This is a genomic window from Polyangium spumosum (genome assembly GCF_009649845.1).
In the GTDB taxonomy this organism is placed as follows: domain Bacteria; phylum Myxococcota_A; class Polyangia; order Polyangiales; family Polyangiaceae; genus Polyangium; species Polyangium spumosum.
This window is the reverse complement of sequence record NZ_WJIE01000009.1, coordinates 113,979-130,194: the sequence shown is the minus strand read 5'-3', so window position 1 is coordinate 130,194 and position 16,216 is coordinate 113,979. Positions and strand designations below refer to the sequence as shown.

The following is a 16,216-nucleotide window of genomic DNA, read 5'->3' as shown; positions in this document are numbered from 1 at the left end:
AGCGGCCGTTCAGCAGCAGCCGCTCTTCACGACTTTGCCGCCTTTGCCACGATTGCAGCAGTCTTCCCAGAGGTAACCCGTGAGGGCCAGGAGCGCCGCGTAATCGGCGGCGTAGTAGTGAAATGTGCCTTCGAGGCGGGTCGTGAACAGGCCCGCCTCGACGAGCCGCTTCAGGTGATGGCTCAAGGTCGACGCCGGCAGATCGACATGCGCCTGGATCTCGCCCGCCGACGTCCCCCCTTCGCCCCCCTGCACGACGAAGCGCAGGATCTGAAGGCGAACGGGATGGCCAAGCGCGCTGAGCTGCTGCGCGTGACGATCCAGCTTCGAGGTCACGGGCCTACTTCTAACATCCTCGAACTAAGTCCGCAAGGGGCTTCTTCGAGAAACGTGGAAGTCGTGCCCTCGCGCTCGTCGCGTCAGGGGCCGGGCTTGCCGCCGGGGCCGGGCCATTTGCCGCCGCCGGGGAGGACGGGCTTGGGGGCGGCGGGCGCGGCGGGCGCGGCGGGAGGTTTCGCGGCGCCGGGCATGGAAGGAGCGGCGGGCGGCGCGGGCGCGGCCGGGGGTTTGGGCGCCGCGGGCGCGGCCTTCGGGGCGAAGAGCGCGGCGTCGGCCGGCGCGGCCGGGGGTTCGGGGGCCTTCGGGGCGGCCGCCGGGGCGCCCGGGACCGCTGCCTTGGCGGCCGCTTCCGGCACCTTGGCGGCCGGAGGCGCCTTCGGGACGGCCGGCGCCGCCGCAGGGGCGGCTGCTTCCGGTACCTTGGCGCCCGCTTCCGGTACCTTGGCGGCCGGAGGCGCCTTCGGGACGGCCGGCGCCGCTACATCGGCGCCCGCTTCCGGTACCTTGGCAGCCGCTTCCGGTACCTTGGCGCCCGCTTCCGGTACCTTGGCAGCCGCTTCCGGTACCTTGGCAGCCGCTTCCGGTACCTTGGCGGCCGCTTCCGGTACCTTGGCAGCCGGAGGCGCCTTCGGGACGGCCGGCGCCGCTACACCGGCGCCCGCTTCCGGTACCTTGGCGCCCGCTTCCGGTACCTTGGCAGCCGCTTCCGGTACCTTGGCGGCCGGAGGCGCCTTCGGGACGGCCGGCGCCGCTACACCGGCGCCCGCTTCCGGTACCTTGGCGCCCGCTTCCGGTACCTTGGCGCCCGCTTCCGGTACCTTGGCGGCCGCTTCCGGCACCTTGGCGCCCGGAGGCGCCTTCGGGACGGCCGGCGCCGCTACATCGGCGCCCGCTTCCGGTTTCGAGGCGCCCGGAACCTCTGCCTTGGCGCCCGGAACCTCTGCCTTGGCGCCCGGAACCTCTGCCTTGGCCTCGGGAGCCGCTGCCTCGGGAGCCGCCGCCTCCGCCGCCGGAGCTTCCGCGCCACCCGCATCCGCCGCCGCCTCCGCCCCGCCCGCGTCCGCCGCCGCCTCCGCGCCACCCGCGTCCGCCGCCGCGTCCGCCCCACCCGCGTCCGCGCCTGCCGCCGCCCCGGCTTGTGCCCCCGCGCCGGCCTGCGCGCCGTCGCCGCCCTTGCGCGCGTCCTGGGCCTCCTTCATCGATTGCATCGCGGTCTTGCCGGCGTCCTTGACGATCTCCTTCGCCTTCTCGAGGCTCTTCGTCAGGTTGTCCGCCGAGGCCTTGATCGCGTCGCCCGTCGATTGCGCGGCCTCCACGACCTTCGCCGCCTCGGCCTGCGCCGCCGCCGCCGCCTCGGAGCACGCGTCGTTCGCCTCCTTGGCGACCGCCATCGTCTTCTCCTTCGCCGCGGCGATGACGTTTTTCGCCTTCTCGCCCTCCGTCCGCACCTCCCCCATTTGCTGGTTCAGCACGTCCGTCAATGCCTTCGAGGCGCCCTCGAACCCCGCCGCCCCCATCGCGGCCGCCGCCTGCTCCGCCGCGTTGTTCACGGCCTCGGCCGCGTTCACGCCCGCCGTCACCGCCGCGGACGCCGCGTTCGCCGCCGACGTGACCATCTGCTCGAGCCCGCCCGAGACCACGAGGTTGATCGCCCCCGCCGCGTCGAGCCCCCCGCCCGCCGGCACGATCGCGGCGAGCGTCCCCTTCAATGCGCCCAGATCACCCGAAATGCCCGCCGTGACCCCGTACGCCGCCTTCTTGATCTCCGCGAGCGCCGTCCGCGCCTTGAGGAGGATGTCCTCCTTCGTCGCATTCGCGAGCCCCTGCGCGAGCGCGATCTGACTCTCGACCGCCGTCCGCGCGACCTGCTCCAGCTTGAGGATCCGCGCCGGGATGTCGTTCACGAGCGCGTTCGTCTTGTCCTCGAACGCCGCGCCGAGGTCCTTGAAGCGCTGGATCGAGGTCTCCACCGTCCGGCGAATGGAGGCCACGAGCTCGAGCACCTGCGTCTCGATGAGGTCCTTCATCTCGGAGGCGAGCTGCTTGAACCGCTGCTCCGCCGCCTTGATCGCCCCCATGATGTCGGCGAGCGTCTTCTCGTAGAACGTCTTGCCCGCCTCGACGAGCGCGTCCGCCGCGGCCTTGATCTGCTTCTTGCAGCTCTCGAGGTAATCGGGGATCTTCTTCGTGATCGCGTCGACGAGCGTCGATTGCAGCTCCTCGAACGTCTTCTTGACCGCCTCGCCCTTGTCCTTGATCGACGACGCGATGCTCGTCGCGATCTGCATGGCCTGCATCGCGAGCTTCGGTCCGAGCGCGGCGATCTGCGCGATGACCTTGATGCCCTGCGCCTGGATCTTCGGCTTCAAGAGCGTCGCTTGCAGCTCGAAGTCCTTGATCAGCTTCTCCCCTTGCGCCTTGGTCTTGGCCTCGATCTGCTTGATCGCAGCCTCGCCCTTGGCCCGGATCTTGGGGATGACCGAGGTGTCCTCTTCATAACCGGCGCTGATGAAGTCCGCGAGCGCGTCGTCGTGCCCCTTCGCGCCCTCCGCCACGAGGTCCCGGACGATCTTGTCCGCCTCGAGGTTCAAGTCGGCCTGGAGCGCCTTGATCGAGGCGTTCATCTTGCCGCCGAGCTCCTCGACCGAGACGATGACCGAGTCCTCCATCGTCTGGAGGATCTTCTTGCATTCGGCCTCGAACGTGCCGAGAAGCTCGTTCGCCGCCTTGCGCACGTCCTCGAGCGTGCCGAGCGTCAGGTCGCGGATCTGCTCGAGCAGTTGGTCGAGCAGCCGATCGAGGTCGGCCTTGATCCCCCGCACGAGCGCGAAGCCGTCGGCGAGCAGTTTGTCGATCGTGCTCGTGATCGTGAGCAGCGCCTCGTTGAGCAGCTCCGCCGTGCGCGCGACGAGACCACGCGCGAGGTTCGCGATCTCGTCGATCGTCTTCTGGATGGCGTCGTCGACCTTCGCGAGGATGTCCTGCGCGCACTGGTTGATGCGGGTCGGGACCTCGCCGATCGCGCGCCGCACGTCGCCGATCGTCTGCTTGATCGTGTCGTCGGTCTGCTGGACGAGGCTCTTCAGCGTCTCGCGCGCCTGATCGATCGAGCCCTTCGTGGCCTCGCGTAGCTCGCCCACGACGGCGTCGATGTTCGCCGACATCTCGGCCTTGGCGCCGTCGTGATCGGGAACCTTCGCGATCGCCGCCTCGAACTTGCTCCGGACGTCGTCGCCGATCGCCTCGATCTTGCCGTCGATCTCGCCCGCGATGTCCCCGAGCTTCTGCTCGACCGTGTCGGCCTGCGCCTTCACCGCGTCGAGGACCTTCGTCGCCTGCTCCTCGCCGAGCTCTCCGATCTCGTCGATCTTGCCCTTCGCCGCGTCGGCCGCGCTCTGGATCTGATCCTTCGCCGTCGTGACGAGCGAGTCCTTCTGCGATTCGAGTTTGCCCTCGACCTCGCCGACGAGCCCGTCGAGCTTCGACTTCGCGGACGCGATGGCGTCCTCGCCCATCTTCTTGAGCTCGGGCGTGATGCCCTTGAGCTGCCCTTCGGTCTCCTTGATCGCCGTGTCGATGCCGGAGGAGATGCCGTTTTTGGTCTCGTAGAGGGCCTTGTTGAGCTTGAGGATCTGCTCTTCGGCCTTGCCGATGATCCCGTTCGTGGAGTCGCGGACGGTGGAGACGCCCTTCGTGACCGTGACCTCGGCCTTGTCGATCTGCTCCTGCGCGAACTTCCCGAGCTTGCTCGGAATGCTCTCCGTGGCGCCCTGGCTCTGGTCTTCGGTCGTCATGCGAAAAAAGCCTCAGTCGAACGATATCCCGGCACACGCTCGGTTGACAAGCCTCAGCCAGCCTCCCCGAGCCCCTTCCGAATGGCCGCACGGGACAAACGCACCTCGCGGTCCCTCCTGCCCACCTTGCCCACGTCGCCGAGCCACGCGATCTGGCCGAGGAGCGCGCGCCCAGGGCGACCAAGCGCCGCCCGCGGCGCCTCGCCCTCGGCGAGCACGAGGACGAGGCCGAAGTGGAATCGGGCGCCAGCATAAAACCGCACGAGGGAGCAGAGCGGCGCGAGCGCGTCGCCGCCCGGGAGGAATCGAAGGAATTCGTCGAGCTTCATCGGCCCGATGCGCAGGTCGAAGGTCGACTCCTGATCCCAGAAGCGCCCCCCGAGGCAGGCGTCGCGGCCGAGGGCGCGGTTCTGGCCGGAGCGGCCGATCGCAGTACGATCACCGTCCTCGATGGGATGAAACGCCCCGGTGAGCGGGATGGGCTCGATCGAGACGCCAAAATGGCGGCGGAGGATGGCCACGAGGCCCTCGAGCGAGCGCCTCTCGCTCGAGAGGTTCGCCGCGTGCTCGAGCAGGGCGCGATCCTGGACCGCGAGGCGGCCTTCGAGCGCGCGAAAGCCGAGCCCGAGCAGCGAAAAGAGGTGCCGCGCCGCGGCGTCTTTCTCGGGCGAGGAGGCGCCGAGGCCGACGCGGTGGCCCTTGCGGATCCGATAAGCGAAGGAGACGAGGCGGTGATTGAAGATGTCGAGGAAATCACGCGCCGCGGTGTCGCCGCGGACGGCGCGCATGAAGATCGACTCGACGATGGGCGGCGGCAGAGGGCCGAGGGCGCCGCCGAGGCCGAGGAAGTTGACGAGCATCTTCGCCGGCTGGCCCTCGCGGTGCGGCGGGCGAATCTTCGCGACGTCGGTCTCGGGGAAGGAGAGCGCGATGCTCGACGAGAACCGCACGGCCTCGCGTGAAGGATCGGAGCCCTCGCCGACGGGGACGGCGTCGCCCTCGCGCCAGCGCTCGAGGAGGGAGACGGCCTGATAAAAATCGAAGGCGTGCCCCTCGTCGAAGAGCCAGGCCTCTACAGAAGGGCTCTTTCGCCAGCCGTGGGCGGCCATCGCTTCCAGACCTCCGCGCGCGAGGCGCGCTTCAGGACGAGCTCGGTGAACGCATTGATGTGCGCCTGCAAGGCGAAGAAGCGGCTCAGCACCGAGGCCAAAAGGACCGGGCTCGATCCGGCGAACTGCTCGTCCGCGAGCGTGAGCGTGATCTCGAGGCCACGACAGTAGCCGCGCCACGCGTCGCTGCCGAGGCGGCGCGTGACGACGCGGCTCGAGATGTCGAGAAGCGCGTCGATCTGGCGCTCGGCGTCGGGCGAATCGCCGAAGACGTACGCGCGCAGGATCTCGCGGAGCGCGGAGACGCCGGCCTTGCCGTCGGTGATCGAGAGGTGGTTCTGCGAGAGGTTCGAGACGAGCCGCCAGAGGGCCTCGCCGCCCATGGGCGCCGCGCGCTGGGGCGTCGGTTTCGTGAGACAAACGATTTTCCGGGCCGGGATGGGGCGCTCGGGGGAGAGCTGGGTGTCCTTGGCGATCTCGTTCGCGAGGTCGCGGTTCGTGCAGAGGACGCCCGCGTAGACGGTCTCCGAGGGCGGACGCGCGAGCTTGAAGTCGGTGTCGACGAAGGTGAGCCAGAGGTCGGTGCCCGGCAGGTCCTTGCGGCCCGTGGCGACACGGCGCGCGTGCCAGAAGGCGCGCGGCCGCTCGCCCTTCTGGTGGTGCACGAAGGAGAAAAAGGACGCGTAATCGATCTGCTTGGGCTCGCCGGGCGCGGTGGCGGCCACACGCGTGATCGAGTGGACCTCGGTGGTCCGCTCGCGGCGCGCGTCGGCGACGAGGCGATACTCGGGCCGGGTGTGATCGACGCGGATGGGCTCGGCGCTGCGCGGGAAGAGGTTGATGATCGGGGTGCAGCCGAGCGAGAGCGTCGTCTTGCGGACCGCGGCGCCGGCCGGCGGCTTCTGGTCGAAGAGGACGAGGATCTTCGCGTTCTTCCGGGGCGGGAGCTTCGGGAGCTCGATGTCGAAGAAATGAAACTTCTCCGGGAACGCGAAATACTCCTGCACGAGGCGATGGCCGCGGTGCGCGTGGGGCGGATACGGCAGGACGTCCTCGCTCGCCTCGAAGCCGACGGGGCGGATCTTGCCGTGGGCCCAGTCCTGCGAAGGGTTGTCCCCGACCACGAGGACGCCGACGGCGTGCGCGGCGACGAGGTCGTAGAGCCGCGCCGCGCCCATGCCCCCGCCCGCGACGTGGAAGCGCAGCGAGCGCATGCCGAGTTTGTCGAGCGGGACCCCGCCGGTCGAGAGCTCGATCTCGAGCACGGCCGCGGCGTTCGCGACGAGCCAGCCGGGCAGGTCGAGGTTCTCGGGCGGGACCATGCCCGCGTGCGTGATCTCGATCGGCCAGAGCGTGACCGGATACGCGGTGCGAAAATGACAAACGGGCCCGCTCTGCGAGGCCGCGAAGAGCGGCGTGTGCTTGTCGACCGTGTAGCCGGAGCCGAGCTTCTGCTCCTTCGGGTCGACCTCGAAGGCGGCGATCGCCATCGCAGGGACGGGGCAAACGAGCTGCGGATAGAGGACGCCGAGCAGCGACGTCGTGTAAATCGGCAGCTCGGCCTCCATGTCGCGCGTGAGGCGCGCCGAGAGGAACGCGAAGGCCTCGACGAGGCGCTCGACGTGTGGATCGGCCGAGGCCTGGCTCGACGTGCCGAGGCGCGCCGCGATCTTCGGATAGTCCTTGGCGAACTCGGCGCCGCGCTCGCGCAGATACACGAGCTCGCGCGCGTAGAGCTCGAGCATCTCCCGATCGGGATCACCCCGGCTCATGCGGCCCCCGAGCTCGCTTCGAGCGGCGCCTCGAACGAGAGGGGCTCACGCACCTCGTCCGTGACGAGCGTCGCCGTGAGCGCGACGACGAGCCGCGCGTGCGGCGGCGCGTCCTCGCGTCGCTTGATCTCCACGCGTACGTTCTGGAGCCTCGGCTCGTACGCCTCGATCGTCTTCTGCACGAGGCGCACGAGGCGGCGCAGCTCCTCCGGCACGAGCGCACGGCCGCCGAGCTCGAGGTCGGGCAACCCGTAATCGATGGTCGTGCGCGGTCGGGAGAGGGCCTCGTCGCCGGAGATGGGGCTGCGGGTGCCGAGGATTCGACCGAGCTCGCGGGCCACGGAGGCGCGCAGCCCGTCTCGGTCGAGGGTGCAATAGGGGACCACTTCCTGTTTTTGAGCAGGGTTCTCGTCGATCAGCCGATCGAACAGGGGAACCCTGCCCGCGCTCGTGGATCCCCACGCCTTCGCCATTCTGTCGCTCCCCTGGGACGAGAATACGTCCTCGGGTTAGAGCTTCTTGTTCTCCTCGAGCGTCCAGCCCGCCTCGGCCGTGCCCTTCTTGCCCGCCGGCGAAGGCTGGCCCTGCTGGGCGTACGACCACTTGATCTTGCGGTAGTTGAACGTGACCGTCTCGATGGGACGGCCACCCGAGCCGCCGCTCACCGAGATGTTCGTCAGGATCACGTCCTCGAACGTGATCTTGTAATAAAGGACCATGTCGCCGTCGTTCTTGTCGGCCTGGAAGACGGTGAGCTCGGCCTTCTTGATGTTGTCGCCGCCGCTGCACTTGAGGTTCAGCGTCGGCGAGGTGATGTCGAGGTACTTGCTGAACGTGAAGTCCTGATGCACGCAGCGGCCGTGCGCGCGCGCGTTCGCCGAGGCGCCGCTCGTCAGCGGCATCGCCACGCCGTGGCTGAAGGACATGACCTCGATCTTGTCCTTGCCCTGCGCCGCCGTGCTCTCGCCCTTGACGCCCTCGATCTCCAAAAAGCTGGTTTCCATCGTAAATCCTCCGCGTCCCCGTCGATGATCGCCGCCCGCGCGCGAGTATCCGCGCGTGGGACGGCGATCTCCATGATTTACACCCTACACCGATCTGCGAAGCCCGTCACGCTGCAGGAGGCGGAAGATCCGCCACGAGGCGCATCGAGACCGTGAGCTCGTTGAGCTGGAAGTGCGGCTTCAGGAAGACCACGGCGCGGTACGCGCCCGGCTTGCCCGGAACGTCGGTGACGTCGATCCGCGCCTCACGAAGAGGCAGCCGCGCCTTCGTGTCCTGACCCGCGTCGTCGTTGAGGAGCACGTAGTCCGCGATCCAGTTGTTGAGGTACGACGACACGTTGTCCTTGGTCATGAAGCTGCCGATCTTGTCGCGCATCATGACCTTGATGTAATGGGCGAACCGGCTCGTCGCCATGATGTACGGGAGCTGCGCCGACAGACGCGCGTTCGCCGTCGCCGAGGGCAGGTTGTACACCTTGGGCTTGTTCGCGGTCGCGCCGCCGAAGAACGCAGCCTGGCCGCTGTTCTTGCGATAGCAGAGCCCGATGAACCCGAGCTCGGAGAGCTCGTTCTCGCGGCGATCGGTGATCGCCACCTCGGTCGGCGTCTTCACCGCGAGGTCGCCGTCGCTCGTCTTGAAGACGTGCACCGGGAGGTTCTCGACGAGGCCGCCGCCCTCGACGCCGCGGATCGCCGCGCACCAGCCATAATGCGCGAACGCGTTCGTGATCCGCTGGCCGAGCGCGTACGCCGCGTTGCCCCAGAGGAAGTTCTTGTCCTCGGCGCCGACGTTCTCCTCGTACATGAAGCCGTCCACGGGCACGCCCTTCGGGCCGTACGGGAGGCGCATGAGCACATGCGGGAGCACGAGGCCGACGTAACGGCTGTCCTCGCTCTCGCGGAACTCGCGCCACTTGATGAGCTGCGTGCTCTCGAAGAGCTTGGCGAGATCGCCGGGCACGCCGATCTGCCCGAAGTTCTCCATGTCGAAGAGGAACGGGCTCGCCGCCGAGATGAAGGGCGCGTGCGCCGCCGCCGCGACCTTCGAAAGCTCGGTCAAGAGGCCGACGTCCGGGCTCGATCCGTCGAACTCGTAGTCGCCGAGGAGCAGGCCATACGGCGCGCCGCCGAAGGTGCCGTACTCCTCCTCGTAGACCTTCTTGAAGAGCGCGCTGCGATCGAAGTCGGGCGCCGACTCGAAATCCTTGCGGAGCTCGTCCTTGCGGACGTTCATCACGCGAATCTTGAGCCGCGTGCTCGTCTCCGTGTTCATGACGAGGTAGTGCAGCCCCCGCCAGCGCGCCTCGAGCGACTGGAACTCGGCCGCGTGCAGGATCACGTCGAGCTGCTTGCCGATGATCTCGTCGATCTCGTTGATGCGATCCTGAATGGCCGCGACCGCGCCGAGGTCGATGGCCCGCTGCTTGTCCGCAGGATCCCGCTCATCGAGGATCTGCTGGCAGAACTCCCCGACGATGTCGCGGGCGTGTTGCTTCTGGGCGGGGTTGTCCCCCCGGACCATCGCGCCCTCGGCGAGGATCTGATCGATGATCGCCGCGCCATCCGCGCTCGTGTCGATGTGTTGTTTCGCGCTGCTCGTCTCCGGCATGTTCGTATCCTCCGCGCGGACTCAGCTCTGGTCGTCCTTCGAAACTTCCGCCTTGATCTTCTCGAGAGCCTCGGTGCTCTCCATGACCTCACGCAGCGCCGCCGAGAGCTCGTCGTTGCCTTCGAGCTTGGCGAGGAGGTCGTTCAGGCGCTCGCGCGCGCGGAGCAGCTTGCGGAGCTCCGGGATCCGCTCGACGAGGCGCTCGGGCCGGAAATCGTCCATGTGCGTGAACGTCAGGGGAATCGCGATCTTGCCCGTCCCCTTGATCACGTCGTCGACCTTCACCGTGATCTCCGGCTTCGTGGAGGCCAGGACGTCGTTGAAATTGTCGCGGTCGACCTCGACGAACTTGCGATCCTTCAGCTTGGGCAGCGGATTCGCCGGGTTCTGCCCCAGATCGCTCAGCACGCCGACGACGAACGGGATCTCTTTCTTCTCGATTGCGTTGCCCGTCTCGACGTCATACGTGATCTGCACACGCGGCGGACGGTTCCGGTCCAGCCAGTGCTGCTTGCTCTCTGCCATCGATGGCTCCCTTCCTCGGCTCTCGCGGCGGCAGCCGCGGCTTTGCGAACTTCCCGAAACACCGCCCGCGCACGGGGTCTACTTCTGGCGCATTTTCCTTCTTACCGTGCTCGGGCTCGAAAACACAACACCCTCGTAGGGGCGCGCTCGCGGATCCCCCGTTATTCCTCCCTCCCGCGCATCCCGAGCAAGCGCTGTATCGCCACGAGATCATCAGGGTTTCCGACGAACTCGTAGAGGAGCTGCGCGAGCGACATGTTGCCCCACTGCACCGCACGTTTGACCAGGTACGGGACGGGGCTGTGCGGCTCGGTCCGCATGAGGTACTCGGCCGCCTCGGCGAGGCGGTAATACGCGTCGGCGCGGCTCGAGATGGCGAAGGAGCCCGACGCCCCCGCGCCGCCCGAGGCCGTGAACGCCGCCGCCGCCGCCGCGGCCGATCCGAGCAGCGGCGGGCTCTCCCCGGGCGCGCTCGCCGCGGAGGGAGCGCTCTCGCCGTTGATACGCGCCGCGTCCCGCGCGAGCATCTCGATCTGCGCGAGGACCTCACGCACGCGGCGCAGCGTGGGCGGGCGCGGGATCTGCGCGGCGATCGCCGCCTCGGCCGCCTCGGCCGCGATGATCGCCGTGCCCGCGTCGAGCGCGACGTCCGTGAAGCGCGCGCCGCCGAGCGAGATCTTGGCGAGCAGCGACTCCCGCGTCGGCCGCGCCGCCTCCCCCTCCCCGTCCACAGGCCCGGCCTTCGCGCCGAGCTCCCAATCGAGCAGCGAGAACGACGCGTCCCCGTCCGCGAACGGCGTCTGGCGCAGGCGATCGGAGAGGACGTCGTCCATCCACTCGTAAAGCGCCGCGCGCGCGGAGGCGTCCTCGTCGTCGCCGAGCGCGGGGAAGAGGCCGTCCCAGTACCGCTCGCAGAGCGCGGCGACGAGCGACAAACCCTGGCCGAGGCCCTTCACGCGATAGCGCCGCAGCCAAGCCTCCACGAGCCACGCCGCGATCTGGAGGTCCTTCGATTTCTTGCGCAGCGCCTCCTGGCAAAGTTTGTCCACGAGCGCGAAGTCGGCGACCTTGAGCTTGGTCTCCCAGTCGCCCATGGGCAGCGACGGATCGTCCTCGCGGCGCGCCTCGCGGACCCGGTCGTACGTGCCTTCGTACCGGAGAGACGCGCCACACGGCGCCTCCTCGGAGATGGGCTGGAGCAACGTCTCCAGATCGATGTGCAGGGCGTTCGTCGACGACATCGCGGTTATCTCTCGTAGAGGGTCGGGGCGACCGCGGGGAACTCGGGGTAGCGGAGGAACCGGTCCTTCTCGACGCCGGTGATCCCGATGCGGATGAAGACACGTACGGTGTTGGCCTCGGTCCCGACGCGCTCGATGAAGCCACCCGTGGGATCCGGCGAGGACTGGATGACGAAGCCGAGCACGTGCGAGCCGCCCTCGGACTTCTGCGACGCGTCCCGCGCGGAGGTCTGGTGGAACGCGATCATGCGGAGCAGCGCCCAGGGGCCGCGCTCCTCGAAGGTGACGGTCCTGTCGTTCACGAAGACGTTCGGGCCCTGCGTCGACAGAGGCACGTCGAGGCTCGACTTCGCCCAGCGCAGATCGACGCGGACCGGATCGTTCACGCGCCAGCTCGCCTCGACCTTGGGGCCGTCACGGAAGAGGCGCTCGTCCGCGAGCCGCATGGCCCACTCGGCGATGCGGTTGCCGCCGACCTCGAGGCCGGGGTTGACGCGGAACTCGACCTTGACGTCGTAGATGCCGTCCTCGGCCGACTCGACCTGCGCCCACATGGGCATCATGAAGGCGCGGACGGCCTCGATCTTGTCGAGGAAGCGGCCGACCTCGCCCGCCGAGGCCTTCGTCTCCTTGCCGAGGACGTAGCCAAAATCGGCGCGGAAATCGCCGGCGTCCTGGAGGAAGCGGCGGACGACCTCGGGCCGCGCGTCCTCGACGCGGATGCCAGGCTCGATCTTGACGAAGGGGAACTTGCCCGAGAGCTCGCGGTTGAAGGTGCGGCGGAGCGCGGCGTACCGATCACGCATCTCGTCGCCGGCGAGGGCGCGGCAGCGCTCGCGTAGCTCCTCGACGATGTACTTCTGTTTGCCCGCGAAGAACCCGCCCGAGCCGTCGACGTTCGCGCGTTTGTCGAGCTCGGCGATGCAGTTCTTCCCCGTGATGAGCGGGAGGTCCGAGAGCATGAAGGTCTCGAGGTTCGAGACCCCGTTGCCCGCCTTCTTGTTCTCGTGGTCCTTGAGCGGCCAGGCGACGTTCTGCCAAAGCGCGACGTTTGGATCCCCGGCGCCGTCGCCCGCGACCTCGGGGCTCTCCATCGCGGCGAGCACGGGCTCGGCGAGCTCCTTGTGCAGCGTGGCCGCGCGCGTGCGCTGGGCCGCGGCGTACTCGGACAACCGCCCCGCGTCGGGCACGCTGAAGGCCTCGAAGGCAGGCGTGGACCGGCCGTCCCACCAGGTGAAGCCGCCCTTCTTGAGGCCGTAGAGGTTCTCGGCGCGCAGGACCTCCGCGCCGCGGCCGAGGACCTCGGAGCCCTGGCCGCGCAAGAGCTCGCGCAACCTGTCGCGGGCGTCGTCCATGCGCAGGCGCACGAACGCGCCGATCATCTCGCGGATGGGGGCCATCGCCTGGCCGAGGTTCGCGGCGTCGGCGCGTACGGTCTCGAACTGGCGATTGCTGTTCCCAGGCAGGGGCGTGGCCGGCCGCGCGGCGCGGGCGACGGCGCCGAGGGTGCTCGCCTTGACCTGACGGACCGTGAGATCGGAGATCGTGTTGCGGACGCGCGGGTCGATGGTCGTGAGGAGTTTGCCCTGGAGGAAGGTCTCGTAGTCCTTGGGCAAACGCGAGGCCTCCTTGAGGACCTCGGCGTCCCAGTCGACGCGGGCGCGATCGAGCTCGGCCGTGAGGGTCTGCTCCTCCTCGGCCGTCATGAACGTCTGCTGGCGGAGCGCGTCGATGGGCGCCTTGAGCCCGAGGATGAAGGGCGAGAGGCGCATGAGCAGGACGCCGCCCTTGCGCTCCAGGATGGGCCCGGAGAGGGGCGCGCCCGCGCTCGCGACGTACGTCTTGAGATCGAGCAGGCGCGCGTCGACGCCGCCGCGCAGGGCCGCCTCGACGTCGGGGCCGAGCAGGCGCGAGGTCTTGACGGCCTTGAGCAGGCCCGCGATGCCTTCGTTCGGCGGCAGCGACTCGCTCGACACCCAGGCGAGCGTGGGCGCGCCGAGGTGCGCCTCGACGCGGGCGATCGCGTCACGCAAGGTCCAGAGGTCCTGCGCGGTGTACTCGGCGCCCTTCGTCTCGAGGTCCTTCAGGCTCTGGACGAGCTGCTCGACGTCGGCGCGGACGACGGCGTCGCTGTAGGCCTCGAGCACACGATCCTGCAAGCCCTTGAAGAGGGCCTGCGCCTTCTCGCGGGCCGGATCACGCCGCGGGGCGAGGTCGAAGGGCTGGCGGCGCGCGCCGCGGGCGAGGGCGTTGCGGTAGTACTCGACCGCGATCGTGGGTGAGGTCTTGTAGCCGAGCAGGTAGTCCGAGAGGTCGGCGACGCCCTGCATACGCGCGTCGGGCGTGGCGTCCTTCGGCAGCTCGCCGAGCAGGGCGTCGTGGCGCGCGACGTGGGCCTCGAACGCGCCGAGCTCGCGCAGCCACGTCTCGAGCAGGATGTACTCCTGGCTCTTCTCGACGCTGAGCGGGAAAAACGTGTCGGGCGGAGCTTGCGGCGGCAGCGGGCGCAGGAGGTGGTTGGCCTCCTCGTCGAGGCCGGCGCGGAAGGTGTCGACGAGGACCTGCTCGAGGGCGATGACGAAGGCGCTGTCGACGCGGCCGTCGAGGCGGCTCCACCAGGAGGCAGGGTTCAGCGGGGAGCGCAGGCGGCCCGACTCCTCGATCGTCTCGAGCTTCTCGATGAGGGCCTTGGCGCGCAGCTTCTTCGCCTCGAAGCTCGTCTCGGTGCCGGGGGCCTCGCTCTTCGCCGAGAGGACGCTGCTCTGGACGTCGCGCAGGAAGGGCATGACCGCCGTGGTGCGGCGCTCGAGGCGCGAGGCGTCGATCCAGAGGGCCGCGAGGAACATGCCCGCGAGGCAACCCGCGACGAGCTGGAGCCCGAGGTTCACGCGCTGGCGACGGCGGAGCGCGGCGGCGGCGGGTTTGCCGAGGTTGCGCTCGGCGAAGACCTTGTGCTCGAACAGGTCCTTCGTGAAGAGGACCTTGCCCGGCGGCGCGGCCGCGGCGGCAGGTTTGGCGGGGGGCGCGAGCGCGGCGGGCGAGGCGCCGGGAGCCGGCAGCGGCAGAGGGCCGGCGGGCGGATCGGCGAGGCCCGTGAAGTAGATGCCGCGGAGCGTGAGCGTCTCCTGGCCGGCGCCCTCGAGGAAGACGGGATCGACGTAGGTGCGCAGGCCGTCGCCGAGGGACTCGATCTCGCTCGGGAAGAGGAAGAAGTCGTCGGGCGAGCGGACGACGGGGGCGCCGGCGAAGCGCCGCGCCTGGTAGCGGAGGAGCGCGTCGCGGACGGAGCCGATCGCCTCGGAGGCCCAGTCGTCCGAGCCCTCGGTGAAGGGCGGGTGCGGGCTCGACCAGCCGAGGATGTCGTCCTTGCCGTTTTGCGTGACCTCCGTGCCGAGGCTGCGGAAGCCGGAGAGGCGATCGGTCTGCGTGACGACCACGTAGACCGGGACGTTCATGCCGAGGGTCTGCTGCGCGAGGGCGATCGCGGCGCGCAGGACCGTCGCCTTGCGCTTGCGCTCGGCGGGCGTGGAGCGCGCCTGGGGCATGACCTCGTTGCAGGGGACCGTGAGGAGGATGCCGTCGACGGGGCGATCGGGGTAGAGGCGCTTGAGCTCGTGCAGCAGCGCGCGATACGGCCCATCGGGCGCGGCGGTGCCGCCCTCGCCGAAGAGCAGGCCACCGGCGACGTCGACGAGCAGCGCCTTGCCGAGCATCCAGAGGTGGACGGCGGACCTGTCGCCGGGCGCGGGATCGCCGCCCTCGTGCAGCCCGACGCTGAGGCCCGAGCCGCCGAGCAGCGTGGTCTTCCCGGAGGAAGGTTCGCCGAGGACGAGGAACCGCGGCATCTCCTCGCGCGCGGCCTTGTCGGGCACCTTCTTGACGAGGGCGGCCTTGGCCTTGCCTACGGAGGCGCGGATCTCGGCGACGGCGTCGGGTTTGCCCTCGCGCCTGGCGAGCTCGGCGGCCTTCTGCGCCTTCTTTTTCTGCGCGAGGACGAGCGCGTAGACACCCACGCCGACGACGGCGAGCGCGGCGAGGCCCGCGAGGATCTTGAGGAGCAAGCCGACGGTCACGAGGCGCCCTCGATGCGGTCGAGCACCTTGTCGAGCTCGGCCGTGCGATAGAGCCAGAGGATCTCGCCGATGACGATCCAGCCGAGCAGGACGACGAGGAACGGCAAGAGGCCTCGGGAGAGGGAGGGCAAGCGCTTCAGCGGCGCGTCCGTCGCGGTGTGCTCGTGCGCCTGGGGGCAGAGGTCTTCGCCGCGGACGATCTCGGGATCGGTGCGGGCGAGGAAGTCGACGATGCGGGCGCGGTAGGTCTCGGGCTCGCCGGTGCCGAGGGGCGCGTAACGGCCGCGGAAGCCGAGGGCGAGGGCCGTGAGGTAGACGGTGAGGAGCTGCGAGGAGGCAGGCGCGCGGCCGTAGAGGGCGTCGTCGATGCGGTTGAAGAAGCGGTCGCCCGAGTCGCGGGTCTGGAAGACGACCGACTCGAGGGGTTTGTCGGCCCAGGGCGCGCGGCCGGGCCAGTCGAGGTGGAGGAAGACCTCGTCGGCCATGGCGATCATGACGTAGCGGGTCTCCTCGAAGAGGCGGCGCTCGTGCTCGGGGAGCGAGCCCTGGATCTTGCTCGCCTGCTGCTCGAAGGCGTCGAGCAGGCGCTGCTGGATGGCGTCGTGGGGGAGGGCGCCGCCCGAGGCGACCACGAGGCGCTTCTGCGTGACGACGTCCGCGTGGAAGTTGCAGAACGCGTCGACGAGGACGCGCTGGTCGCGGTGCGTCGCGTGCTTCGAGCTGAGCGCGGGTCGTCCCGGAGAAGCCATC

General features: G+C 69.4%; 11 protein-coding genes. All 11 read right to left on the bottom strand.

Translation table 11 applies throughout. The annotated features are described in order from the left end of the window. Positions 1 to 9 precede the first annotated feature (9 nt). The 11 genes from GF068_RS28470 to GF068_RS28420 all read right to left on the bottom strand — a co-directional run bounded on the left by GF068_RS28470 (position 10) and on the right by GF068_RS28420 (position 16,215). Positions 10 to 336, bottom strand: coding sequence for an ArsR/SmtB family transcription factor (locus GF068_RS28470; RefSeq protein WP_338046604.1), 327 nt, complete (start codon positions 334 to 336; stop codon positions 10 to 12). A gap of 83 nt (positions 337 to 419) precedes the next feature. Then, complete coding sequence (locus GF068_RS28465; RefSeq protein WP_153822636.1) at positions 420 to 4,133, bottom strand: hypothetical protein; 3,714 nt, start codon at positions 4,131 to 4,133, stop codon at positions 420 to 422. Between the two features lie 53 nt (positions 4,134 to 4,186). After that, positions 4,187 to 5,242: a type VI secretion system baseplate subunit TssG gene (tssG, locus tag GF068_RS28460; protein WP_153822635.1), complete on the bottom strand. Its 1,056-nt coding sequence runs from the start codon at positions 5,240 to 5,242 to the stop codon at positions 4,187 to 4,189. Beyond that, the gene (gene tssF, locus GF068_RS28455) at positions 5,206 to 7,014 is read right to left on the bottom strand and encodes a type VI secretion system baseplate subunit TssF (protein WP_153822634.1); all 1,809 of its coding nucleotides are present in this window, start codon (positions 7,012 to 7,014) and stop codon (positions 5,206 to 5,208) included. Before tssF ends, tssG begins: the two co-directional genes overlap by 37 nt. Continuing rightward, positions 7,011 to 7,487: a type VI secretion system baseplate subunit TssE gene (tssE, locus tag GF068_RS28450; protein ID WP_153822633.1), complete on the bottom strand. Its 477-nt coding sequence runs from the start codon at positions 7,485 to 7,487 to the stop codon at positions 7,011 to 7,013. The genes tssF and tssE overlap by 4 nt, the downstream gene beginning before the upstream one ends. Positions 7,488 to 7,523: 36 nt before the next feature. Continuing rightward, positions 7,524 to 8,018, bottom strand: a complete 495-nt coding sequence (locus GF068_RS28445) for an Hcp family type VI secretion system effector (protein WP_153822632.1) — start codon at positions 8,016 to 8,018, stop codon at positions 7,524 to 7,526. 106 nt (positions 8,019 to 8,124) lie between these two features. Next, a complete protein-coding gene (gene tssC / locus GF068_RS28440) occupies positions 8,125 to 9,627 on the bottom strand; it encodes a type VI secretion system contractile sheath large subunit (protein ID WP_153822631.1) in 1,503 nt (500 codons plus the stop codon). A 21-nt stretch (positions 9,628 to 9,648) separates the two neighbouring features. Beyond that, positions 9,649 to 10,152 carry a type VI secretion system contractile sheath small subunit gene (tssB, locus tag GF068_RS28435; RefSeq protein ID WP_153822630.1) on the bottom strand — a complete coding sequence of 168 codons (504 nt, stop codon included), beginning with the start codon at positions 10,150 to 10,152 and terminating at the stop codon, positions 9,649 to 9,651. 161 nt (positions 10,153 to 10,313) lie between these two features. Continuing rightward, a complete protein-coding gene (tssA, locus tag GF068_RS28430) occupies positions 10,314 to 11,393 on the bottom strand; it encodes a type VI secretion system protein TssA (protein ID WP_153822629.1) in 1,080 nt (359 codons plus the stop codon). A gap of 5 nt (positions 11,394 to 11,398) precedes the next feature. Further along, positions 11,399 to 15,466, bottom strand: coding sequence for a type VI secretion protein IcmF/TssM N-terminal domain-containing protein (locus GF068_RS28425; protein ID WP_153822628.1), 4,068 nt, complete (start codon positions 15,464 to 15,466; stop codon positions 11,399 to 11,401). Further along, positions 15,463 to 16,215 carry a DotU family type IV/VI secretion system protein gene (locus GF068_RS28420; protein WP_153822627.1) on the bottom strand — a complete coding sequence of 251 codons (753 nt, stop codon included), beginning with the start codon at positions 16,213 to 16,215 and terminating at the stop codon, positions 15,463 to 15,465. Before GF068_RS28420 ends, GF068_RS28425 begins: the two co-directional genes overlap by 4 nt. Position 16,216: the final 1 nt, after the last annotated feature.